Source organism: Cohnella ginsengisoli (assembly GCF_029525555.1).
Taxonomy (GTDB): Bacteria; Bacillota; Bacilli; order Paenibacillales; family Paenibacillaceae; genus Cohnella; species Cohnella ginsengisoli.
On sequence record NZ_JAPDHZ010000008.1, the window covers coordinates 577,321 to 598,434 of the forward strand.

A 21,114-nucleotide genomic window follows, 5' to 3' on the forward strand; every position below is an offset into this window, starting at 1 on the left:
AAAAAAAGCCCGTGCCCTCAGGCATGAGCTTCCTGCTTGCTTTCCAACCCTGCGTCCGAGCTTCTAATCCCTGCTCCGAATCTTCGCCAGCAGCCGGATGATCTCCAGATACAGCCACACCAGCGTCACCAGCAGACCGAACGCGCCATACCACTCCATGTACTTCGGCGCGCCTTGACGGGCGCCGTTCTCGATGAAGTCGAAGTCCAGCACGAGGTTCAGCGCCGCGATGATGACGATGAAGACGGAGATGCCGATGCCGAGCGGGGTGCTGTCGTGCAGGTACGGCACCGTCACGCCGAACATGCCGAGCACCCAGCTCAGCAGGTACACGATCGCGATGCCGGCCGTCGCCGCGAACACGCCGAGCTTGAAGTTCTCGGTCGCCTTGATCAGCCGCGTCTTGTAAGCAAGCAGCAGCGCGACGAAGATCCCCATCGTCAGCAGCGCGGCCTGGAGCGTGATGCCGTCGTAGTAAGATTCGTAATTCGCCGATATCGCGCCAAGGAAGACACCCTCCGCCACCGCGTAGACCGGCGCGAGATACGGCGCCGTCTTCGGCGCGAAGCTGATGACGAGCGCCAGCACGAATCCGAGGATCGCTCCGCCGATCGCGAACGGAATGACGTTGCCGCCGTCGAAGTAGTTGTTCCAGGCGACGAAGGCGCCCGCCATCAGCAGGACGAGCATGATGAACGCCTTGTTCACCGTGCCGTCGATCGTCATCGTATCCCGGCCGTAAGCCTGGCCCTGCCTTTCGAATGACTTGTCGTTCAATGTTGGATTGCCGCTGCGCATCAAGTGCGATCCCCCCGCTTCGATTTGCGAAGATTATATCATGGCTCGCCCCATGCCTACCATTAAATTCCACGATTATTCCACGTGGAACATCAAGCGCTCGCGCCGCCGACCGCGGCCAGTCGCACCGCGTCCCTCCCGCCTTGCTTGGCGGCGTACAGCGCCAGATCCGCCTGCTTCAGCAGCCGCTTGAGCTGGGTCCCCGCATCCGCGCCGGCCCCTTCGACCGCATCAGCCTCCGCACGCGCACCTTCCGCAAGTCCCGCCGCCGACCGCGCATCGCCCCCCAGTCCCGCCGTCGCGGCGATGCCGAAGCTCGCCGTCATCCGCAGCTCGCCGCCCGGCACGTCCAGGGGCTGCGCCGCCAGCTCTCGCCGGATGCGGTGCGCCGCGGACTCCGCTCTCTCCGCGGTCAACCCGGGCAGCGCGATGACAAACTCTTCGCCGCCGTATCGGGCCAGCAGATCCTCCGTCCGCAGCGCACGCCGGCAAAGATCCGCGATATGGAGCAGCGCCTGGTCGCCGACATCGTGCCCGTAGGTATCGTTAATGCGCTTGAAGTGGTCGATATCGAAAAGAATGACGGCCAGCGGCTCGCCGGCGCTCGCGGCCTCGATCAGCATCGACGTGCCCAGGCTCATGAATCGCGCCCGGTTGTAGACGCCCGTCAAGCCGTCGTAGTAGGCCATCTGCCGGAGCTGCTCCTGCAGCTGCACCCGCTGCGTGATATCGATCAGGACGATGAGCTTGCCCGCCTCCAGACCTCCGCGGTTGCGCACGACCGACGTACGTACCTGGTAATGGTACGACCGGTCCTCCACCCTCCACGGGATCTCCTGGATATCCGCACCGTCCGAAGCCTTGGCCAGCGCTTCGCTCCCCCCCATACCGGGACAGGAGCGCGGCATCCGTATGCAGCCGCCAGAGCCTGTCCAGCCGATGCCCGATGTCAGGCGCGACCAGCTCGGGGATGATCGCCGCGGCTGCCGCGTTGTAGTCCACCAGCCGGTCCTCCATGTCGAGCACGAGGACGCCGTCGCGCATGCTCTCGAACAGATTGTCCCGGGCGATCGGCACGACGTGGAATAGGCCTCGGGATGCGAGCGCCCACATATAAGCCGCGGAAGTCACCGTCATGATGACGGGAATCGGATCCACGCCGTCCGGCGTCACGCCGCCGAGGTAGAAGAAGTCTCCGACGAGGGGGAGGAGCAGTCCGATCAGCAGCGTGACGAGCTGGAAGCGGTAAGTCTTCTTGCGGCGCCACTGGACGAGCAGCAGCACGACGCCGCCGATCATGCAGCCGAAGGTATAAGCGCCCGCGATGAGATACCAGGGCCCCGCGACCAGATCCGCCTTGGGGGTGAGCGTGTCCGGACGCAGCACGATATCCCGGTAATAAAGGTGATGCGCCTCGTTCGTCATGACGAGGATCAGAGTGATCGCGGGCACGATGAAGAGGCTGATACGCAGCGAGCGCTTCAAATACTTTTCCATGCCGAGGAAGTACATGATCAACAGCAGGTTGAGCGGCGGCAGGAACGGCATGCCCAAGTACTGGATCTTGATCCAGAGGACGATCTCCTCGAGGGACCCCGCGGCCAGCTCCAGCGCGGAACCGAACGTATAGATGGCCGACATCAGGCTGAAGGCGACGAACGTCTTCACCATGGATACTTTCGAACGGCCGGACAGCGCGTAAATGCCCATAAGCACGTTGATGACGCCGGCCGTGATGATTAGCGTTAATATGGCGGAATAGGGGGTTCCCATAGATGATCGACTCCGTTAGCTCTTTGTTGGCCCGCCCTTCCCGGATCCCTGGCGATGCGCATGGCCTGTCCATTTGATCGTATCATAAATACGTCGAATCTTGCGACGAGGTTCGATACATTGTGGGCATCGCCCCTCTTTTTTGATACAATAGACCAAACATTCACACGGATAAGGGGATCGAGATGGAATATATCAGCACCCGGGGCCAGGTGGCTCCCCTTGGCTTTATCGACGCGATTCTGATGGGACTGGCGGACGACGGCGGCCTGCTCGTGCCTAAGGCTGTGCCTCAAGTGGACGCCGCGACGCTGCAGGCTTGGGGCAAGCTCACCTACGCGGAGCTGGCGCTCGAGATCTTCACCCTATATATCGGAGACGAGATCCCGAAGGAAGAGCTGCAGCGGCTGGTCGAGGACAGCTATGGCACGTTCCGCGACGCCGACGTGACGCCGGTGCGGCGGATCAACAACGGGCTATACGTGCTCGAGCTGTTCCACGGACCGACCTTCGCCTTCAAGGATATCGCCCTGCAGTTCCTCGGCAATCTGTACGCGTACGTGTCGAAGCAGACGAATTCGATCATCCACATCCTCGGCGCGACCTCGGGCGACACGGGCGCATCGGCGATCGAAGGCGTGCGCGGCAAAGAAGGCATCCGCATCTGCATCCTTCATCCGTCTGGCAAGGTGAGCAAGGTGCAGGAGCTGCAGATGACGACCGTGGACGACGCCAACGTGCTGAACCTGGCCGTGGACGGCACGTTCGACGACTGCCAGCGCATCATCAAGGAGCTGTTCGCCGACGTCGCGTTCAAGCACAAGTATCATCTGCGCGCCATCAACTCGATCAATATCGCGCGCATCCTGGCGCAGACCGTCTATTATTTCTACGCGTACCTCCAGCTCGCGCAGCAGGGGCAGTCGGAGCGGATGAACTTCAGCGTGCCGACGGGCAATTTCGGCGATATCTTCGCGGGCTATCTGGCCAAGCGCATGGGTCTGCCGATCGGCAAGCTCATCCTCGCGACCAACGAGAACAACATCCTCGAGCGCTTCGTGAACGAGGGCGTATACGCGCCCGGCGAGTTCCGCGGGACGCATAGTCCGTCGATGGACATTCAGGTGGCGAGCAACTTCGAGCGTTATCTGTACTACCTGTACGGGGAGGACTCCGTCGAAGTCTCCCGCCTCATGGGTCAGTTCACGACCGAAGGCAGCATCGTCATCCCGTCCGACCGGATCGGCCAAGTGCAAGCCGACTTCGCCGCTTACGGCGTCAAGAACGACGAGTGCCTCGATACGATCGGCGATTACTTCGCCAAGTACGATTATCTCCTCGATCCGCATACGGCCTGCGGCGTCGCGGCGAGCGATCGCCTGACCGAAGAAGGCGAGGTGACCGTCGCGCTCTCGACGGCCCACCCGGCCAAGTTCGACGAGTCGATCCGCCTGCGCGGCATCGAGCAGACGTATCCGGAGCAGATCGGCGCGCTTTTCGGCAAGGCGCAGCACCAGAAGCAGATCGGCGGCTCGAACGCAGAGATCAAGGCGGAGCTCGAACGGTTTTTCTAAGAGCGGTATCCGAATCTCGATCTGAAATATACGGTAAATGGACCCTTCACGCGCTTCTGCGAAGCCGCGGGGTCCGTTTTTTATTCTCAGGAAGCGTTCAGCGAGGGTTCACGGGAGATTCAGACAAGCGGGCTATGATGTTTATGAGAACCACAACAACATCAATCTTAGGAGGATCTACCATGATGAATCCGAAGAAGCATAAGAAGCTCGCCGTCACCTCCCTTGCCCTCGCCGTCGCCGTATTCGGCAGCGCCGTCTCCGTAGGCAGCGCGTTTGCCGCCACGACGAAGACGACCGCCGCGACCGCGCAGACCCAATCGGCGACCCCGACCGCCGCGGCTACGCAGGCCAAAGGCGACGGACAGCACAGAGGCGGCGGCTTCCGAGCCGGCTGGAACAGCGCCGAGTTGGCCGCGCTGCTGAACCTGACGGAGGACGAGCTCAAGACGCAGCTTGCGGCCGGCAAGACGCTGTCCGATATCGCCGCAGCGCAGGGCGTCGACGCGCAGAAGGTGCAGGACCTGATCCTGTCGGCGATGACCGCGCAGCTGGACAGCCGTCTGGCGGACGGCAAGATCACGCAGGCGCAGTATGACGAGCAGAAGGCGACGCTCGCCGACCGGGCAGCGGATGCGCTGACCGACGCCTTCTCCGGCAAGGGCGGCGGCAAAGGCGGACATGGCGGATTTGGCGGCGGCGGACGCGGCGGCTTCGGCGGGCTCGACCTGAAGGACAACGCCGATATCGCCGCTCTGCTCGGGCTGACAGCGGACGAGCTGTCCGCGCAGCTTGAGACCGGCAAGTCGCTCTCGGATCTGGCCGGGGAAAAAGGCGTCGCCGTAGACACGGTCGCGGCAAAGGTCGTCACGCTGCTCACGGCCGCGCTCGACCAGCGTCTCGCGGACGGCAAGATCACGCAGACGGCGTATGACGCCCAGAAGGCCAAGCTCGCCGACCGGGCGGCCCAGATCGTGAGCCGCGCCTTCACCGGCCGCGACGGCGCCCACGGCAAGGGCGGCAAGGCTCGGTGGGACGCCGACGCTTCGGGCGCCGCCTCCGGCACCTCGGCCTCCACGCCGGCTGCGACCGAAGGCTAACGAACCTCAAGCCAGCGTCGGCGTCCCTGCCGTTTTAATGGACGAGAATTGCTCCTACTATCCCCCTTTCACGTAGAGAAAGCCGCCCTGTCCGACGTTGCGTCGGAAGGGCGGCTTGGCTTTTGCGCGCCGACACTCATTTAACGGAGCCTTCGTCGGCAAAAGCGACGCTGACGCGGACCTTCACGTCCGACTGCCCGAACGCCTCTCCCCAGTTGTCCTTGACCTGCTTGAAAGGCTTGTAATGATACGCCCGCGCGTAAATGCCGAACCCGACAGGGTCGATCTTTTTCCGCTGCAGCTTGGTTATCAATGCCTCGAACTTGTCGCGCAGTTCCTTCGCGCAAGCGAGCTCGGCTTCCCGATGATGGTCGTCGAGATCCAGCGATGACAGCTTCTCCACCACGCTAGCCGAAAAGTGCACGTGCACGGAGAACTTGAACCGGCCTCCCGAATACGCGGAATCAATCTTCACTTTAACCCGCTCCGTCGCGAGGCTGACCCAATCCGCTTCTGCCGCGGATCCCGCCAGACTGGACGGAAGGCGCAGGACGAAGCCGACGGACTGGCCCGCATTTTTTTGCAAGATCCGCATCAGCGTGGTCTCCGGCATGCTCAGCATGTCGACATACCGGCCCTTATGATCGAGCAGGGACGTCCCGTCGATCATGGCGTCCTGCTTGATCGACATCTCGGTAAGAAAGGGCGTCTGGCCCTCCTCGTTCATCTGTCTGTGCAGCTCCTGCAGCGTCGTAGCCACCGACTCCGATCTATCGGAAGCCGACCTGATCATGCCCATCAGCATGAGGGGAAGGATCGGCTGATTCGGCGAATGGTAGTAGAACAGCTGATCGAGCGTACCGTCGAATACGACCACCCTCGGCGTGATCGGATTTCTTCCGTCCCTGAAATAAATGTCCATGTAACGGAACCAGTCGGGGGGTCTCCTGCACGAAGCGTTTCGACAAGGCAATGACTTTGATCTTCCTGCCGTTAAAGGAGCCCACCGTAAAAGCATCCAGTTTGCCCCGTCCCTGGCGCTGCGTATTCGCGACAACCTTGAGCTCCTGACTCTTCTTCTCGGCCTTGCTGAACACCGGGATCGACGTGTAGCTCATCGTTCGATGGTCCTCCGTGATGTCGACGCCTGCGACGAGCGACAGCGAAGCGTCCTCCAAGTCGACGCGGTCATAGCAGCCCGTCAGCGGGCCGAGCGACAGCAGAGTTAAGCCCAGCGTGCGCACGATCCGTTTCAAGGCAGCCCCCGCCGTCCGCGAATCGCGTCGTATAGCAGCAGATAGCCCATGAGCAGCACGGGAGCCGCATATTCGATAGCCATGCCGAATTTGGTGAGCCAATCTCCCATCTCATACGTGACGTTGAAGCTTGGAACGTAAAAGTAGGAGAACACGGCCGTTCCCCCCAACAGGATTCTCAAAAAAAACCGGTGATCCGCCCGCCCGGCCAGCCAGCTCATGCAAAAAGAGGAGAGCAGGTAGATTGGAATCCAGGACATGGAGAAAATAAACAGATAGAGCACGATAAACAAGCCCTCCACCTGTTCGAGAAAAGGGAGCTCGACGGCTTTCAGCATATAAATCGACAGCTGATTGATCTTCGGAAGCTCGCCCGGACTGAAAAAGGCGAAGCTCAGCAGCGTGATGAACAGGTAGGCGGACAACGTGATGAGCTGCGCGCAGCATACGCCGAGCGCCGCCTTTTCTTTGTTTTTCAGAAAAGGGTAGAGAAAGGCGGTCGAACCGAAGCCGAGAAAGTAGAAAAACGTGCTCGGCACGGCGGTCAGGACCGGCCGCCATCCTTCCGGCAGCACGGGCAGCAAATAAAGCCAATGCGTATGTCCCCACACGACGGCGAACACGAACGGGATCCACAGCGACAGCCCCATCGACACCTCTGCATATCTTCCGACGATGCGTATGCCGCCCCGCGCCACGACGTAAGCGGGGATAAGAAGCATGATCAGCGTCAAATAGGCTGGCGTTTCCTGCAAGATGCGGGCTTTGATGACGCGCGTCGAATAGACGATGCCGCCATAGGCGAAGTAGAGAAAGTACGCGGAAAAGACGATCGCCGCCGCTCGGCCGGCCCACTTGCCCGCATACTTGGAGAGCAGCTCGAGAATCGTCCCGTCGGGCATCTTCTTCATGACCTGCACGATGACCAGGTTCGCTGCCGTCGTCGTCAACGAACCGAGAATCAAGGTGATCCACCCGCTGTTCCCCGCGCCCTTGTACAGGACTTGGGGAATCTCAATGAACCCGTAGCTGATGGCAATGCCGCTTATGATAAAAATAAACTGCATCGTCGTAATCTCGTTGAAGGCGTACTTCTTCATCATCCGTCTCCTTTGGGCCGATTGTCTCCTTGCCTGCGGGTCTGCGTAGGATGAGCGCCCACCGGGCGGCGCGTCAGTTTCCAGAGCGGGCTGCGCACGACGGTATCCCGCCAATCGGAAAACCGCATCGGCGAAAACGGCGTACTGAACGGCGTGCCGAGCGTCTCAAGGGAAATCATGTGGCCGACGAGAATCATCAAGCCGACGAGCAGCCCGAATATGCCGAACATGGAGGCGGCCGCCATGAGCGAAAAGCGGATGATCCGAACGGCGGCCACCATGTCCAGGTTAGGCAGAATGAACGAGGAAATGGCGGTGAATGCGACGACGACGACCATGATATTGCTGATCAGGCCGGCCTGTACGATCGCCTGCCCGATGACGATGCCGCCGACGATGCCGACGGTCTGGCCGATCGGCGACGGCAACCGGACGCCCGCTTCGCGGATCATCTCGAGCGTCAGCTCCATGAAGGCGGCTTCGATGAACGGGGCGAACGGCACGGTTCCCCGGTACGTGCCGATCGTGATCAGGAGCTTGATCGGAACGAGTTCGAAGTTAAACGAAGTGACCGCGATGTAGAAGCCGGGCAGGGAGATCGATATAAAAAACGCAAGGAAGCGGAGCATGCGGATAAAGGTCGCGATCGACCAGCGCGTGCTGTAATCGTCGATATTCTGAAAGAAAGAGACGAAGGACGCCGGACCGATCAGCACGGTCGGGGAACGGTCGACAAGCACGGCGAAGCGTCCCTGCGCGATCTGCGAGACGGCCGCATCGGGTCGCTCGGTAATCAGCAGTTGGGGAAAAGGCGAGTACGGATTGTCCTCGATCAGCTCGGCCAGCTCGCCGGTGTTGATGATGACATCGACGTCGAGCCTCCCGATCCGATCTTCGAGTTCCCGCAGGATATCCGGATTGGCGACATCCTCCAGGTAAGCGATCGACACTTGCGTATTTCCCCTGCGCCCGACGGTGAAGTTTTTAAATTTCAACTCCCGGTTCGGCAGGTAGCGCCGGATCATCGCGATATTCTGTTCGATCGTCTCGACGAAGCCCATCTGCGCGCCCCGCAGCGACGTCTCCATTTTCGGATCGGTCGGATTCCGCTGTGGCCAGCCGCCCGTCCGCATGACGATCGCCTCGTCCGAGCCCTCGACCAACAGCACGCTGCTTCCCTTCAACACGGCGACGGTCAGATCGTTCCAGCCGTAGACCCGAACCATGCGCCCGATCTCGATCGGCATTTCACCGTTCGTTCCCGTCTGCATCAGAAGCGGCTTTATGATACTGGTATTAATCTCGGTTTTGTCGGTCAAACCGTCGATATAGACCAATGCGGCATCTTGGCCCGTTGCCCGGATGTTGAGCCGCCGCACGTTCAAATCCAGCGTGTTCGGGAAAAGCTCGCTCAGCTTGTCCAGATTCGAGCGCAGATCGGTCGCGAACGGCTCGTCCGGCAGCGCTTGGCCCCTGGGGCTTCCGGTTGGCCGTTGGGAATTTCGCTTGTGTTTGCCGCCGAATAGAGACAGAATTCCCAACGCGCTCCCCCCCCCTCGCCCAAGATTCGATTCGCCGCCGCGCTCTCGTCCGCGGTCTTCTAACAGGATAGGATATCCAGAAACAAGGAAAGTAGTCGGCGGAGCATAGCCTCGAACACTCGGGGAAGATGCGAATCCGCGAAAAAGACAAGCGAAAAAACCGCCGGAGGCGCAGGACGCGCACACCGGCGGCAACAAGCCGTAAGCGGAAGCGGGAAGCGGGTATACCGCCCGCTATTCGCCGGCCGTCAAGATATCGGGATGAGAATCGTGAAGGCAGGGTTCGGATCGTGCGAATCCTGAGCCATCGGGTACAGCTCGATATGCGTGAATTCGCCGCCCGCCGCCTTGTAGCCTTGCTTTTCGATCCAGGCGTACATATTGCTGTAGGACAGGCCGATCGACTGCCCTTTCTTGTGCTCGTACTTGGCGCAAGTGAGCGCGGGCACCTCGATGCGGACCATATCGCCGGGCACCGCGGCGCCTTCAGGCACCTCCACTGCGGCATAGTGCAGGAAGCCTTCCCGCACCTTGTGCGACGAGAGGCCGAGCAGAAGGTCAGGCTGCGACAGCTTCGGAATCTCGCCGATCCGCCGCTTCAGCTCGTCCTGCAGATCGCGAATCTCGCCCGCCTCCGCGCCTGCGAACGTCCCTTCCCACTTCAACCCGACGGCCTCGAAGCCCGGCAACTCGTAGAGGACAATGTCTCCTGCGGATGCCTCCGTGTCCGCTGCCCGACCTGGTTCATCCAATTTTAGATTGAGGTTCATCTGTACGTGCTGCGACATGGCATTCAGCTCCTTTGCGATAGCTGCCCTTCGTCTAATCCCTTACCTGCAAATCGCGGCTTTGAACCCCGGCCCAAACCACATCACTAACAGATGCGTGGAATCCATGGCGCAGATCGAGACGGCGCCTCAAATGGCAAAGGACCGCCCGGCATCATTCGCCGAGGCGGTCCTCTCCAGCACGTTTTAACGGTATCCCCTTCGATCAGGAACCAGCCTCCCTGCGTGAAGGGGATATTCTTCAAACGCGCTGCAGCTCCCTCGACTTACTCCCCTTCGGTCAAAATCGCCTGAACTCGGCCGACCTGCCCGTCCTGCAGCCGCACCTTAATGCCATGCGGATGCGTGGCCGAGTTGGTCAGCAGATCCTTCACGACGCCTCGCGTCAACTTCCCCGTACGTTGATCCTGCTTCAATACGATATCCACCGTCAGTCCGGGCTTGACGTCGCTGCGGTTCCGCCCGCTGCCTGCCATATACGCTCATTCCTTCCTGTACCAAGCACATCTGTGGCTGCCTATTCTCTCTTTGTCCGCACCCCTTCATCATACCAAGACGGCGAGTCCGGTGCATCTTCGCGATCATGGAGTAGCTGACGTATCTCCGAAATGATACAATATGTATCTAAAGGAGACGCTCTGTATGTTATTGACTGCCCGCGGCAGCGCACGGAACCCGTACCTGCTCTTGGTTCTGTCCGTATTCGATGCGCTGGCGACGGATTGCGGCATTCGACTGCAACTCATCCAGGAAGCGAATCCGATCGCAAAGGCGTTGTACGAATCCAATATCGTCCTTTTCTACGGCTACAAGACCCTCCTGCCGCTTCTTCTGCTGTTCCTGCTCCGCTATGCGCCCGAGCGCCCGATCGTTCGCTTCGGCACCGCGCTCGCTGCCGCCTTATACGCCGTCGTCGCGATTTATCACGTTGTGTGGATTGCGTTCGCCGCGGCAGCTCCCTGACTTTTGATTCTTCGGTGCCCGCCTTATCTTGCGACTGCGGCGTTCAAGCGATACGATACGTGTAGAGCCAGGGAGGCGATATCGCGATGCAAGAGCAGCCCGTAAAAGTTTATAACACCGCCGTCGAGGCGACGCTCGAAGTCATCGGTGGCAAGTGGAAGCCGGTCATCCTCTTCTACCTCACCTTCGGCAAGCGGCGCAACGGCGAATTGATGCGGCTTATCCCTTCGATTACGCAAAAGGTTCTATCGCAGCAGTTGTCCGAATTAGTGGCAGACGGCGTCGCCTCGCGCATCGTCTACAATGTGGTGCCGCCCAAGGTCGAATATGAGTTGACGCCTTACGGCCGGAGCTTGAGAGATTTGCTTCATCTCATGTGCAAATGGGGCGACGCGCATATCGAGCGTTCCTACGGAGACCGTGGACGCGTTCTGTTCGAGCCGCCGCAGGATGCCGATTGAACGCACGAAGCCGGCTCTGCCGATAAAGGCGGAGCCGGCTTCGTCCTGCGTCTGGATCAAGGGATGACCTTGCGCAGGCGCAGGTCCTCGAAGATCCCCATGAACATCTCTTCGGTGTCTATGAATTCATGGAATCCGAAGCGGCGCGCCTTCGTGCCGTCGGCAAAGAAATCGTAATCCCACGAAAAAACGAAATCCCCGAACCGCCAGGATGAGACATCGTCGTAGCTGTTCGTCGCGAGGCCGTATTTCTCGACCATCGCATCCCAAAGCGGCGCCTTGTCCGCCATCACGGTCTCAAGAGACATCTGAAGCGGAGGCGCGGTCCCGAGCCCGAAGTTCGCCGCAATCTTCGGCCATAGCTCGTTCCAGCGAAACAGGTCGCCGTTCGCGATGTTAAAGGCCTGGTTCGCGCAGCGGGGATCGGTCGCCGCCCACACCGTCGCCCTGGCCAGCAGACCGGCGTCGGTCAACTCCAGCAGGCTGTCGTATGCGTCGGGTTTGCCCGGGAAGCGCAGCGGCAGTCCCAGTTCCTTGGATATCGCGGCATAGATCGCGATGACCATCGCGAGGTTCATCGGGTTGCCTGTGGCATAGCCGGCCACGACGGAGGGCCGCAGCGCGGACCAGGTCCACGTAGAGCCAGGCTGCCTCCGCTCGAGGAATTGCTGCTGGTCGATGTTGAACTCCGGCGGCATATGACCGGCGTCCGTCTCGCGGGCGGGCGTCTTGAACGGGCCGAGGTGCGCGCCGTAGACCTTGTAGCCCTGCATCAAGCTAATGTGCCGAAGGCCCGGCGCGATCGGCTCGACGGCGTCGACCGCATGGACGAGCATCGCCAGATTCGGCTTAACGAGCTCAGCCCAAGTCGGACGGTCCTGATAAGCCGCGTAGAAAATATGCGTGATCCCGGTCAGCGCGCCCAGCTTGTCGCGGGTATCCGCCTCGTCCAATAGATCCGCCGCCACGTAACGGATGCGACCGGTATTTTCGCCTCCGCGCCTCGATACGCCGACGATGTCCCATTCGGGCAGCGTCGCCAGATAATCGATCAGGTTCCGTCCGATCACGCCGTTCGCGCCGATCACCAATGCCGTTTTGCGGCCCGACTCATTTGTATGACTCATGCTCATCTTCCTCCTCGCTTCTAATGACCCCATTGTGAAGCAGAGGAGGAGGGGGTGAACAGTACGCACCTTCAAGTCATCTAGTTACTTCCAAGTAATAAATGCATAACGACGCCGACCAAGCGTTATTCTGCCGCACCCACGTCATGCTGTCCGATGATCAGCGTAATCGGCTCCAGGTATGCGCGCAGCGCGTTCTTCTCTCCCGTCGTATCCACTTCGATATCGACAACCTTGCTGCTCACTGTACGTACTTCCCGGCGGTCGTATACGACTTCGAACTCCCTCAAGCCGAGCGGGTACGTGACGACCGACCAGCCGATCGCCAGCGAGCCGGGCACGTCCACCGCGTGGGAGAAATCGACGCGCGTCAACATCTCCTCGTTCATATCTACGATCGTCACCTGCTGCAAAATTTCCGTCTTCATTTCGTTATCCCCTTTTGTAAAAAATGACAGGCCATATTCATAGCGCACGCTGCGCGGACAAAAGCGTCCTATGGCATATATCGGCAGTTTCATGCTAAATTGGGAGTCATTCACCGGCGAATCGCCGCGTCAATAAGCAAAAAAAACGCCTCGCGCATCGATAAGCGCGCGAGACGTTCTGCTGCCATTCAAGCTTTTATTTGCGACCTTTCGGCGAAGGCGCTTTGCCGCGGCCCGTTCCGCCGCCCGGAGCGCCGCCGAAGCCGCCCCGTCCGCCCGAGGACGGCTTGCGTCCGCCGTCCCGCGAACCGCCGGCCTGCGGCCTGCCGCCACCGCTGCGTCCGCCTGACGGCCGCTCGCCGCGGGCGAAGCCGCCGGCGCCGCCGCTTGGGCCTGCGCCGAAGCTGCGCTCGCCGCGGCCCGCCGATGCGCGGTCGCCGCCGCGCTTAGGCCGCTCTGCCGGCGCGCCGTACGCCTTGGCGCCGCGCTCGGCCCTGCCGCCCAGCGCGGATGCGCCTGCGTAGCGGCCCTCGCTCGCGCTGCTGCCGCCGCTGCGCGGCCCGCGGCCCGGCGCTGACTGCGGCCGGCCTGCGCCGGCTTCGCGGCGGCCGTTGCCCGGGCCGCCCGCGCCCGGCCTGCGGCGCTGTGCCTGCGGCTCCGCCGCGCGCTCTTCGGGAGCCGGGGCGAAGTACTCGCCCTGCTCCCACCACTTGGCGGCGCGCGCCTCGCCTGCGCCGCCACCGGCACCTTCGTCGCGTCCGCCGCGCGCAGGCACGCCCTTGCCGCGGCCCGCGCCCGCATTCGCCGCGCTGCCGCGCAGGCCCCGCTCCGCGCTGCCGCGACCGCCGAGCGCCGCTGCGCCGTCCCCGCGCGCTCCGCGCACGACGCCGCCGCGTACCGCGCCGCGGCCTTCGCCCCGCGCGCCACGGTCGTCTCCGCGGCTCTCGCCGCGACGCCCGCCTCCGGCACCGCGCGTCGCGCCGCTCCGCGATCCGGCGCCCGCCGCGCCCGCGCGCTTGCCGAACGCGCCAGGCGTCCGCGTCTTCACCGTCGCAGCGCCTTCGGCTGCCACGCTGCCGCCGGCTTCGCCGATCTTGCGCCGCTCGATGAACATGCCGATGCCGTCCTCGATCACGCCCAGGTCCCCGCGGTCCTTAGGCGCGACGAACGTAATCGCCATGCCCGACTCGCCCGCCCGGCCCGTCCGGCCGATGCGGTGGATATAGCTCTCCGCGTCCTGCGGCACGTCGTAGTTGTATACGTGCGTCACGCCTTCGACGTCAAGACCGCGCGCCGCGATGTCCGTCGCCACCAGAATCTGCAGCTTCGCCTCGCGGAACTTGCGCATGACCTGCTCCCGCTTCGCCTGCGACAAATCCCCGTGCAACTCGTCGCTGCTGTAGCCCATCGCCTGCAGCGCTTCGTTCAGCGTGCTCGCGCGCCGCTTCGTCCGGCAGAAGACCATGCCAAGGTAAGGCTGGGTCTCCTCGATCATCGCCACCAGCGCCGCCTGCTTGGCCCGGTCCGTCGTCTCGATGACGAGCTGCGCCGTATCCTTGACCGTTACCTGCTTCGCCTTGACCGTCACTTCCTGCGGGTCCCGCAGATAGCGACCGGCCAGATTCCGGATCTTGTCCGGCATTGTCGCCGAGAAGAGCATCGTCTGCCTGTCCTTCGGCGTTTTGGACATGATCTCCTCAACCTCGCCGAGGAAGCCCATGTGCAGCATCTGGTCGGCTTCGTCCAGCACCATCATGCGCACGTTCGACAGCCTCACCGTCTCGCGCCGCATATGATCGAGCAGCCGGCCCGGCGTCGCCACGATCATATGCATGTTGCCTTCCAGCTTGTGCAGCTGCGCCTCGACGTCTTGGCCGCCGTAGACCGCCAGCACGCGCACGCCCTCATAGGCCGGCAGCAGCTTCCTGATTTCCGCCGTGATCTGGATCGCGAGCTCGCGCGTCGGCGTCACGATCAAGCCTTGCAGATACGGCACCTCCGGATTGATCCGCTCCAGCATCGGCAGCACGAACGCCAGCGTTTTCCCCGTACCCGTCTGCGCCTGGCTGATGACGTCCTTGCCCGTCAGGGCGACCGGGATCGTCTGCGCCTGTACCGGCGTCGGCTGCTTGATGCCCAAGCTATGCAATAATTCGGATGCGCGCGCCGCCACACCCAATGGTCCAAACTCTGCCACAATAGCACCTCATTTATATTCGCGGACCGCCGTCCGCGCATTCGTACTCCTATCCTACCACATTACGCGGCCTTTTCCGCATTTCGGCCGGGCCATTATTTCCATGGCGCCTTGTCCTTATTTTACCCATTTGAACGGTATCCCCTTCGATCAGGATACACTTTGACGTTCCCGACTCAAGCTTTGATCTTCCTGACTCAAGGGGATATCGTTCAAACGAGGCACAGACAGCCCAGACTCTCCTATCGCGGTCGGCCGCCTTTCTGAATAAAGGGGATACCGTTCAAACGATCCGCGCAATAAAAACGGCTGCACCGGAGCACGCCCGGGCAGCCGTACTTTATAGTTACAGCCAGATCACCAGCGCCAGAACGACGGCCAACACGATCCGGTAGATGGCGAACGGTACGAGCTTGATGCGGTTGATCAGGTTCAGGAAGAACCGGATCGCCACCAGCGCGACCAAGAACGCGGCGATGAATCCTGCGATGAAGAACGGCAGCATGTCGCTCGTGATGTACTGGTAGTTCTTGAGCAGCGTGATGAGACTCGCGCCTGCCATGATTGGTACGGCCATGATAAAGGTGAAGTCCGCCGCCGCACGGTGACTCAGACCGAGCAGGACGCCGCCCGAGATCGTCGACCCGGACCGCGAAAAGCCCGGCCACAGCGAGAAGCATTGAATCAGGCCGATCATGAGCGCCTGTCTGTACGTAATCTGGTCCACCGTATGCACCTTCGGCTGCTTCGGGGCCAGTCGGTCCGCGCCGATCATGAGGATCGCGCCCAGAACGAGGCCGACGAGCACCGTCTCGGTTGAAAAAAGATGCTCCTCGATCGTATCGTCAAACAGGAAGCCCAGGATGCCCGCCGGGATGAGCCCGACGATAACCTGCATCAGCTTCAGCCGGCCGGTGCCGGTACCGCTCCATTCTCCCGTTCCCTCGTGCTCCGCTTCGATACGCGCGTCTTTGCCTTTGAGTTTCCGAAGTCCGAGCAGATCCATGAACCGCCGCCAGAACAGCACGACGACCGCAAGGATCGAACCGAGCTGGATGACGACCTTGAACGCGACCGCCGCGTCCGAGCCGAGGAAGTCCTCCGTCTTGAGCCACAGATCGTCGACGATGATCATATGACCGGTAGAAGAGACGGGCGCGAATTCCGTGACGCCTTCGACGATGCCGATGATGATGCCTTTTAGAATTTCTAGGAATGACATATGTACGCTCTACTCCCTTTCCAAATTCCGATTTCCTATGGTCTAGTTTATAGGGAACGAAGGGTCCTTGTCTAATGGACTGGGGCCCAGGCTTCCGCTACTATAGTACCCTTGGGGGGAAGGATTCGAGCGCGATGGTGCAAATTTTTTGTTTCTCAGGTCAGGCAAAAAACGTCTGGGGATACTTCAGCTCCCCGTACTTCTCCTTGCGCGTCGCCGCGAGACGGGCCAGCTCGCCTTCTGCCAGCTCAAGCACCATGAACACGTCGTCCGGCACGTCGAACTGCATCAGGACAAGCCCGCTATCTACCGCAGGCTTGAAGCCGAACCGCGGGTAGTAGGACGGATGGCCGATGAGGAAAATCAGCTTGTGGCCAAGCCGCTGCGCCCGGCGGATGCCCTCCCGGATCAGCTCGCCCCCGATACCGCGTCCCTGCGCGTCAGGCAGCACGCCGATCGGCGCCAGCACGAACGTGCCCGTCGCGTCTTGGCCGTCCACGAGCTCCGCTTTGCTGATCAACATATGGCCCGCGAGCCGGCCGTCCGACTCCGCCACGAGCGACAGCTCGGGCACGAAGCCGGCGGACTCGCGGATGCGGTCCGCAAGCCGGCTTTCGTCCTCCCGGCCGCCAAAGGCGGCCAGGTGGACTTGCCTGACCGCTTCGATATCCTCATTCGTTTCCGTCCTAATCTGTATCATTGATTCTTTTCCCTGCCTTTCGTTTCCGTCTCCATCCGAGCCAACGTTCTCTTTTGCCGCCCTTAGTTCGCGGCCGATTCAGCAGCAACCGCGTCGGTCTCGACCGAGGCTCCGCCCTGCAGCTGATACATCGCATAGTATTTACCCTGGAGCCGCATCAGACGCTCATGATCGCCGCGCTCGACGATGACGCCGTGGTCCAGCACGAGGATCTGATCGGCCTGACGGATCGTAGACAACCGGTGGGCGATGACGAATGTCGTCCGGCCTTTCTTGAGCACGTCCAACGCCGCTTGGATGATGGCCTCGGTCTCGGTGTCGATGCTGGCCGTCGCCTCGTCCAGGATCAGAATCGCCGGATCGTACGCCAACGCTCTGGCGAAGGAGATCAGCTGCCGCTGGCCCGCGGACAGCGTCGCGCCCTTCTCGATGACGGGCTCGTCGAGCCCGCCGGGCAGACTCATGAACATATCGTAGGCGCCGACGTCGCGCAGCGCCTGCTCGATCCGCTCCCGCGTGATCGCGGGGTTGCCGAGGCTCACGTTCGAAGCGATCGTGCCCGTGAACAAGAACGGATCCTGCAGCACGATGCCCATATGCGTGCGCAGCTGCTGCTTCGGGATGTCGCGAACGTCTACGCCGTCCACCTTGATGCTGCCCTCTTCGATATCGTAGAAGCGGAACAGCAGGTTCAGGATCGAGCTTTTGCCCGAGCCCGTATGCCCCACGAGCGCGACCGTTTCGCCTTGGCGGGCGTGGAAATTTACGTCCTTCAGCACGTTCTCGCCCTTCTTGTAGGCGAAGGTCACATGCTCGAAGCGGACGTCGCCTCCGCTGCGAGGCGCATAGCCCTCCTCGACCGGGATGCCCGGCGCGTCGAGCAGTTCGAATACGCGGGAGGCGGATACGCGCGCGGTCTCCAGATTAGAGAGCTGGTTGACGATGCCGACGATCGGCTGGAACATCCGGTTCATGTAGTCGATGAACGCGTACAGCACGCCGACCGTGACCGCGCTGCTGAGCGATCCGCCCCAGAACATCCAGAGGACGGCCAGGAAGATCAAATTGCGTACGACGTTCACGAGATTGTGGGAAGTAATCGAGTTCAGGCTGACCAGTTTCGTCTGGTGATTGAAGTAGTCCTCATTGAGCTCGTCGAATTCCTTGGCGATCTTTTTCTGCCTGCCGAACGCCTGGATGATCGTCATCCCTTGGATGGACTCGTTGATCATCCCGTTGATATCGCTCAGCTTGGCGCGGATCACGTTGTTCAGCTTGCCCGCGTACTTGCGGTACAGGACGATCCAGATCGCCAGCATCGGAATGAGCGGCAGGGCGACGAGCGCGAGGCTCGTATCGAGCAGGAACAGCGCTCCCAGGATCGCGGTCATGTAGACGATGCCGGAGAAAAAGTTCGCCAGCACTGCTACGAACAGCTCGCGGACGGCTTCGGTGTCGTTGGTGATCCGCGAGACGACTTTGCCTGCCGGCAGGTTGTCGAAGTACTGCACCGGCAGACGATGCGTATGCGCGAATACGTCCTCGCGCATCCGCTGCACGATACGGTTCGCCGACGTCTGCAGCAGCAGCTTCTGCCCGTAGGTGAACGCCGCGGCGAGCAGCAGCAGCCCGAAGTACGCGGCAGCCAGCTGCAGCAGCATCGGCACCTCCGGCTTGTAGAACTGGTACAGTTCGGCCTTGGTCAGCTTCGCGGCGGCATATTGCGCGCTGCGGCCGTCCTTGGCGGTCACGGTCATCGTGCCGTCCGCGACGGATCGGGCACCGTCGAACGCCAGGTCGCTATCGATCCAGTAGTAGCTGCGCTTCTCCTGAAGCACGCGCTTGGCCAGTGCCGGGCTGCGGTCCGCGTCGGCCGGCAGATGGTCGCTTCTCACATACCAGTTTCCCCGGTAGGAGACCGCGTCGCTTTGCTTGGCCTGGACTTGATACCACGTCTTCTCGATGCCCAGAATGTTCTGGTCGATCATCCGCTTGGCCAGCAACGGCCCGAGCAGCTCGGCGCATACCGCCAGCGCCAGCATCGCCAGCGCCCAGATAATCGTTTTCTTATACAGCAGTGCGTAGCGGAATAAACGCTTGCCTGTCATGTTTGGTCACCTTCATTTCTTTCTCTTCTCTTCGCTTCGTTAGAGACGGCCGGGACGGCCTACACGAATACGCCGCTTAACCCTCAACGATCGCTTCGAGCTGCTGCCGGTCGTACTGCTCCTTATACCAGCCGCCGTGCGCCAGCAGCTCCTCGTGCGTGCCCCGCTCTATGACGTAGCCTTCGTCCAGCACGAGGATGAGGTCCGCGTGCTGGACCGCGGACAGCCGGTGCGTCGCGATGAGCGTCGTCTTGCCGGCCCGCTCCGTGCGGATGCCTTCGATGATCTCGGCCTCCGTCCTCGCGTCGACGGCGGACAACGCGTCGTCCAGCATGAGGATCTCCGGATCGGCGATCATCGCCCGGGCGATGCTCACGCGCTGCTTCTGTCCGCCGGACAGCGCCACGCCCTTCTCGCCGACCAGCGTCTCGAGCCCGTCGGGCAGGAAGGCGATGTCCTTGGCGAACGAGGCCCGAACGAGCGCATGCTGCAGCTGTTCCGGCGTGGCCTCTTCTTGACCGAACAAGATGTTTTCGCGGATCGTGCGCGAAAACAGGATCGGGTTCTGAGGCACGTAGCCGACCCAGGAGAGCAGCCGGTCGATGCCGATGTCCTGGATCGGCACGCCCGAGATCGATACTTCCCCGCTGCCCGCGGGATACTCCCGCAGCAGCTGCTTCAGCAGCGTCGTCTTGCCGCTGCCGGTGCGCCCGACGATGCCGAGCGTCTGGCCGCGCTTGAGCTCGAAGCCGACGTCGATCAGATTGTCTACCGCCGAAGACGGATAGCGGAAGGTCACTGCCTTGAACGCGAGCGTATCCGGTGCCGAAACCTCGGCAAGCCGCTGCGGGTCTTGGACGTCCGGCACGTAGCCGAGCGTCTCGTTGACCCGGTCAAGCGAAGCGTTGCCGCGCTGCATGATGTTGATCAGCTCGCCGATGGCGAACATCGGCCAGATCAGCATCCCGAGGAAGATGTTGAACGAGACGAGCTCTCCGAGCGTGATCTCGCTCCGGAATACCAGATAACCGCCATAACAGACGCCGATAATATAGCTCAGTCCGATCAGAACCTTATTCGTCGGCTCGAACAGCGCGTCGATGCGGGCGACCGCGATATTGCGGTCCAGTACTTCGTTCGTTTTCGCGTGAAACCGCTCTTCATCCGCCCTTTCCTGTACGTAGGCGCGAATGACGCGAACGCCGGTCACCGATTCGAGCACCTGGTCGTTCAGCTCGCCGAACGAGTCCTGCGCCTTCATGAAGCGATCGTGGATCTTGCCGCCGAAGTGCTTCATCGCCAGCGCGATGAGCGGGAGGGGCAGCATGGCCGCGAGCGTGAGTTTCCAGCTGATCACGCCCGCCATCATAATCAGGATCGTGACCATGAAGATCGACGAGTCGATCAGCGTCAGAATGCCGAAGCCGGCCGTGTTCGAGATAGCCCACAGATCGTTCGTGGCGCGCGCCATCAGGTCGCCCGTCCGGTTGCGCTCGTAGAACGTCGGCGTCATTCGGAGCAGGTGACGGATCAGCTTCGTGCGAAGCAGCCGCTCCAGCATCATCGAGCCTCCGAACAGCTGGTACATCCACACGTAGTTGATGCAGTAGCCGACGATCGTCAGCCCAAGCCATAACATGACGATCTGGTAAAAATCGCCCTGCGACATCGTCCCCTGCTGGATGCCATCGATCGTGTTGCCGAGCAGTTTGGGAGGCACGATGTCGACGATGCCCGCGATGGCGAGCAGGACGACCGCGATCGTATACCTTTTCCAATGCGCTCTGAAAAACCACTTTAACTTGATAAGTACGCTAAGCATTTTTTTCCCTCTCTTCTGTTCCCGGTCGCATCCAAGCATGCAAAAAAGGCGCACCGCCCGTAAGCGATACGCCTATTCTATGCATCCGGCCCCGGGTTTCGAACATTCGTTCGATCCGGGAGGAATAAGAAAGGGCGCACGATTACGGATACGTAA

Annotated in this window: 20 protein-coding genes; 4 read left to right on the forward strand and 16 right to left on the reverse strand. The window is 61.4% G+C overall.

What is annotated here, in order from left to right; translation table 11 throughout:
• Positions 1 to 63 precede the first annotated feature (63 nt).
• The 3 genes from OMP38_RS33455 to OMP38_RS33465 all read right to left on the reverse strand — a co-directional run bounded on the left by OMP38_RS33455 (position 64) and on the right by OMP38_RS33465 (position 2,571).
• On the reverse strand, positions 64 to 798 hold the full coding sequence (locus tag OMP38_RS33455) for a Bax inhibitor-1/YccA family protein (protein ID WP_277569034.1): 735 nt from the start codon (positions 796 to 798) through the stop codon (positions 64 to 66).
• 92 nt (positions 799 to 890) lie between these two features.
• Complete coding sequence (locus OMP38_RS33460) at positions 891 to 1,439, reverse strand: GGDEF domain-containing protein (RefSeq protein ID WP_277568888.1); 549 nt, start codon at positions 1,437 to 1,439, stop codon at positions 891 to 893.
• Entirely contained in the window at positions 1,345 to 2,571 is a 1,227-nt protein-coding gene (locus tag OMP38_RS33465) for a histidine kinase N-terminal 7TM domain-containing protein (protein ID WP_277568889.1), read from the reverse strand. The genes OMP38_RS33460 and OMP38_RS33465 overlap by 95 nt, the downstream gene beginning before the upstream one ends.
• Before the next feature lie 185 nt (positions 2,572 to 2,756).
• Here OMP38_RS33465 and thrC point away from each other — a divergent pair, with 185 nt between their 5' ends.
• A complete protein-coding gene (thrC, locus tag OMP38_RS33470) occupies positions 2,757 to 4,145 on the forward strand; it encodes a threonine synthase (RefSeq protein ID WP_277568890.1) in 1,389 nt (462 codons plus the stop codon).
• Positions 4,146 to 4,327: 182 nt separating this feature from the next.
• On the forward strand, positions 4,328 to 5,245 hold the full coding sequence (locus tag OMP38_RS33475) for an SHOCT domain-containing protein (RefSeq protein WP_277568891.1): 918 nt from the start codon (positions 4,328 to 4,330) through the stop codon (positions 5,243 to 5,245).
• Between the two features lie 136 nt (positions 5,246 to 5,381).
• On the opposite strand, the gene OMP38_RS33480 is transcribed toward OMP38_RS33475, so the two are convergent.
• The 6 genes from OMP38_RS33480 to OMP38_RS33505 all read right to left on the reverse strand — a co-directional run bounded on the left by OMP38_RS33480 (position 5,382) and on the right by OMP38_RS33505 (position 10,406).
• Positions 5,382 to 6,122, reverse strand: coding sequence for a Ger(x)C family spore germination C-terminal domain-containing protein (locus OMP38_RS33480; protein ID WP_477100091.1), 741 nt, complete (start codon positions 6,120 to 6,122; stop codon positions 5,382 to 5,384).
• The gene (locus OMP38_RS33485; RefSeq protein WP_277568893.1) at positions 6,016 to 6,501 is read right to left on the reverse strand and encodes a Ger(x)C family spore germination protein; all 486 of its coding nucleotides are present in this window, start codon (positions 6,499 to 6,501) and stop codon (positions 6,016 to 6,018) included. Before OMP38_RS33485 ends, OMP38_RS33480 begins: the two co-directional genes overlap by 107 nt.
• Complete coding sequence (locus OMP38_RS33490) at positions 6,498 to 7,604, reverse strand: GerAB/ArcD/ProY family transporter (RefSeq protein ID WP_277568894.1); 1,107 nt, start codon at positions 7,602 to 7,604, stop codon at positions 6,498 to 6,500. The genes OMP38_RS33485 and OMP38_RS33490 overlap by 4 nt, the downstream gene beginning before the upstream one ends.
• Positions 7,601 to 9,142, reverse strand: coding sequence for a spore germination protein (locus OMP38_RS33495; protein WP_277568895.1), 1,542 nt, complete (start codon positions 9,140 to 9,142; stop codon positions 7,601 to 7,603). Before OMP38_RS33495 ends, OMP38_RS33490 begins: the two co-directional genes overlap by 4 nt.
• A 248-nt stretch (positions 9,143 to 9,390) precedes the next feature.
• Positions 9,391 to 9,930: a GyrI-like domain-containing protein gene (locus tag OMP38_RS33500; protein WP_277568896.1), complete on the reverse strand. Its 540-nt coding sequence runs from the start codon at positions 9,928 to 9,930 to the stop codon at positions 9,391 to 9,393.
• Positions 9,931 to 10,196: 266 nt separating this feature from the next.
• On the reverse strand, positions 10,197 to 10,406 hold the full coding sequence (locus OMP38_RS33505; protein WP_277568897.1) for a YwbE family protein: 210 nt from the start codon (positions 10,404 to 10,406) through the stop codon (positions 10,197 to 10,199).
• Between the two features lie 166 nt (positions 10,407 to 10,572).
• On the opposite strand from OMP38_RS33505, the gene OMP38_RS33510 reads away from it, so the two are divergent.
• A complete protein-coding gene (locus tag OMP38_RS33510; RefSeq protein ID WP_277568898.1) occupies positions 10,573 to 10,893 on the forward strand; it encodes a DUF5658 family protein in 321 nt (106 codons plus the stop codon).
• A gap of 86 nt (positions 10,894 to 10,979) precedes the next feature.
• Positions 10,980 to 11,354 (forward strand): winged helix-turn-helix transcriptional regulator, encoded by a 375-nt coding sequence (locus tag OMP38_RS33515; protein WP_277568899.1) that lies wholly within the window; start codon positions 10,980 to 10,982, stop codon positions 11,352 to 11,354.
• Positions 11,355 to 11,410: 56 nt separating this feature from the next.
• Here the strand turns inward: OMP38_RS33515 and OMP38_RS33520 are convergent, their stop codons facing one another.
• The 7 genes from OMP38_RS33520 to OMP38_RS33550 all read right to left on the reverse strand — a co-directional run bounded on the left by OMP38_RS33520 (position 11,411) and on the right by OMP38_RS33550 (position 20,958).
• Positions 11,411 to 12,481, reverse strand: a complete 1,071-nt coding sequence (locus OMP38_RS33520) for an SDR family oxidoreductase (protein ID WP_277568900.1) — start codon at positions 12,479 to 12,481, stop codon at positions 11,411 to 11,413.
• A 125-nt stretch (positions 12,482 to 12,606) separates the two neighbouring features.
• Entirely contained in the window at positions 12,607 to 12,909 is a 303-nt protein-coding gene (locus tag OMP38_RS33525) for a hypothetical protein (RefSeq protein ID WP_277568901.1), read from the reverse strand.
• A gap of 196 nt (positions 12,910 to 13,105) precedes the next feature.
• Positions 13,106 to 15,106 carry a DEAD/DEAH box helicase gene (locus OMP38_RS33530; protein WP_277568902.1) on the reverse strand — a complete coding sequence of 667 codons (2,001 nt, stop codon included), beginning with the start codon at positions 15,104 to 15,106 and terminating at the stop codon, positions 13,106 to 13,108.
• A gap of 346 nt (positions 15,107 to 15,452) precedes the next feature.
• Complete coding sequence (locus OMP38_RS33535) at positions 15,453 to 16,328, reverse strand: undecaprenyl-diphosphate phosphatase (RefSeq protein WP_277568903.1); 876 nt, start codon at positions 16,326 to 16,328, stop codon at positions 15,453 to 15,455.
• 160 nt (positions 16,329 to 16,488) lie between these two features.
• Positions 16,489 to 17,028 (reverse strand): GNAT family N-acetyltransferase, encoded by a 540-nt coding sequence (locus tag OMP38_RS33540; RefSeq protein ID WP_277568904.1) that lies wholly within the window; start codon positions 17,026 to 17,028, stop codon positions 16,489 to 16,491.
• Positions 17,029 to 17,090: 62 nt separating this feature from the next.
• A complete protein-coding gene (locus OMP38_RS33545; RefSeq protein WP_277568905.1) occupies positions 17,091 to 19,136 on the reverse strand; it encodes an ABC transporter ATP-binding protein in 2,046 nt (681 codons plus the stop codon).
• 76 nt (positions 19,137 to 19,212) lie between these two features.
• On the reverse strand, positions 19,213 to 20,958 hold the full coding sequence (locus OMP38_RS33550) for an ABC transporter ATP-binding protein (RefSeq protein WP_277568906.1): 1,746 nt from the start codon (positions 20,956 to 20,958) through the stop codon (positions 19,213 to 19,215).
• Positions 20,959 to 21,114: the final 156 nt, after the last annotated feature.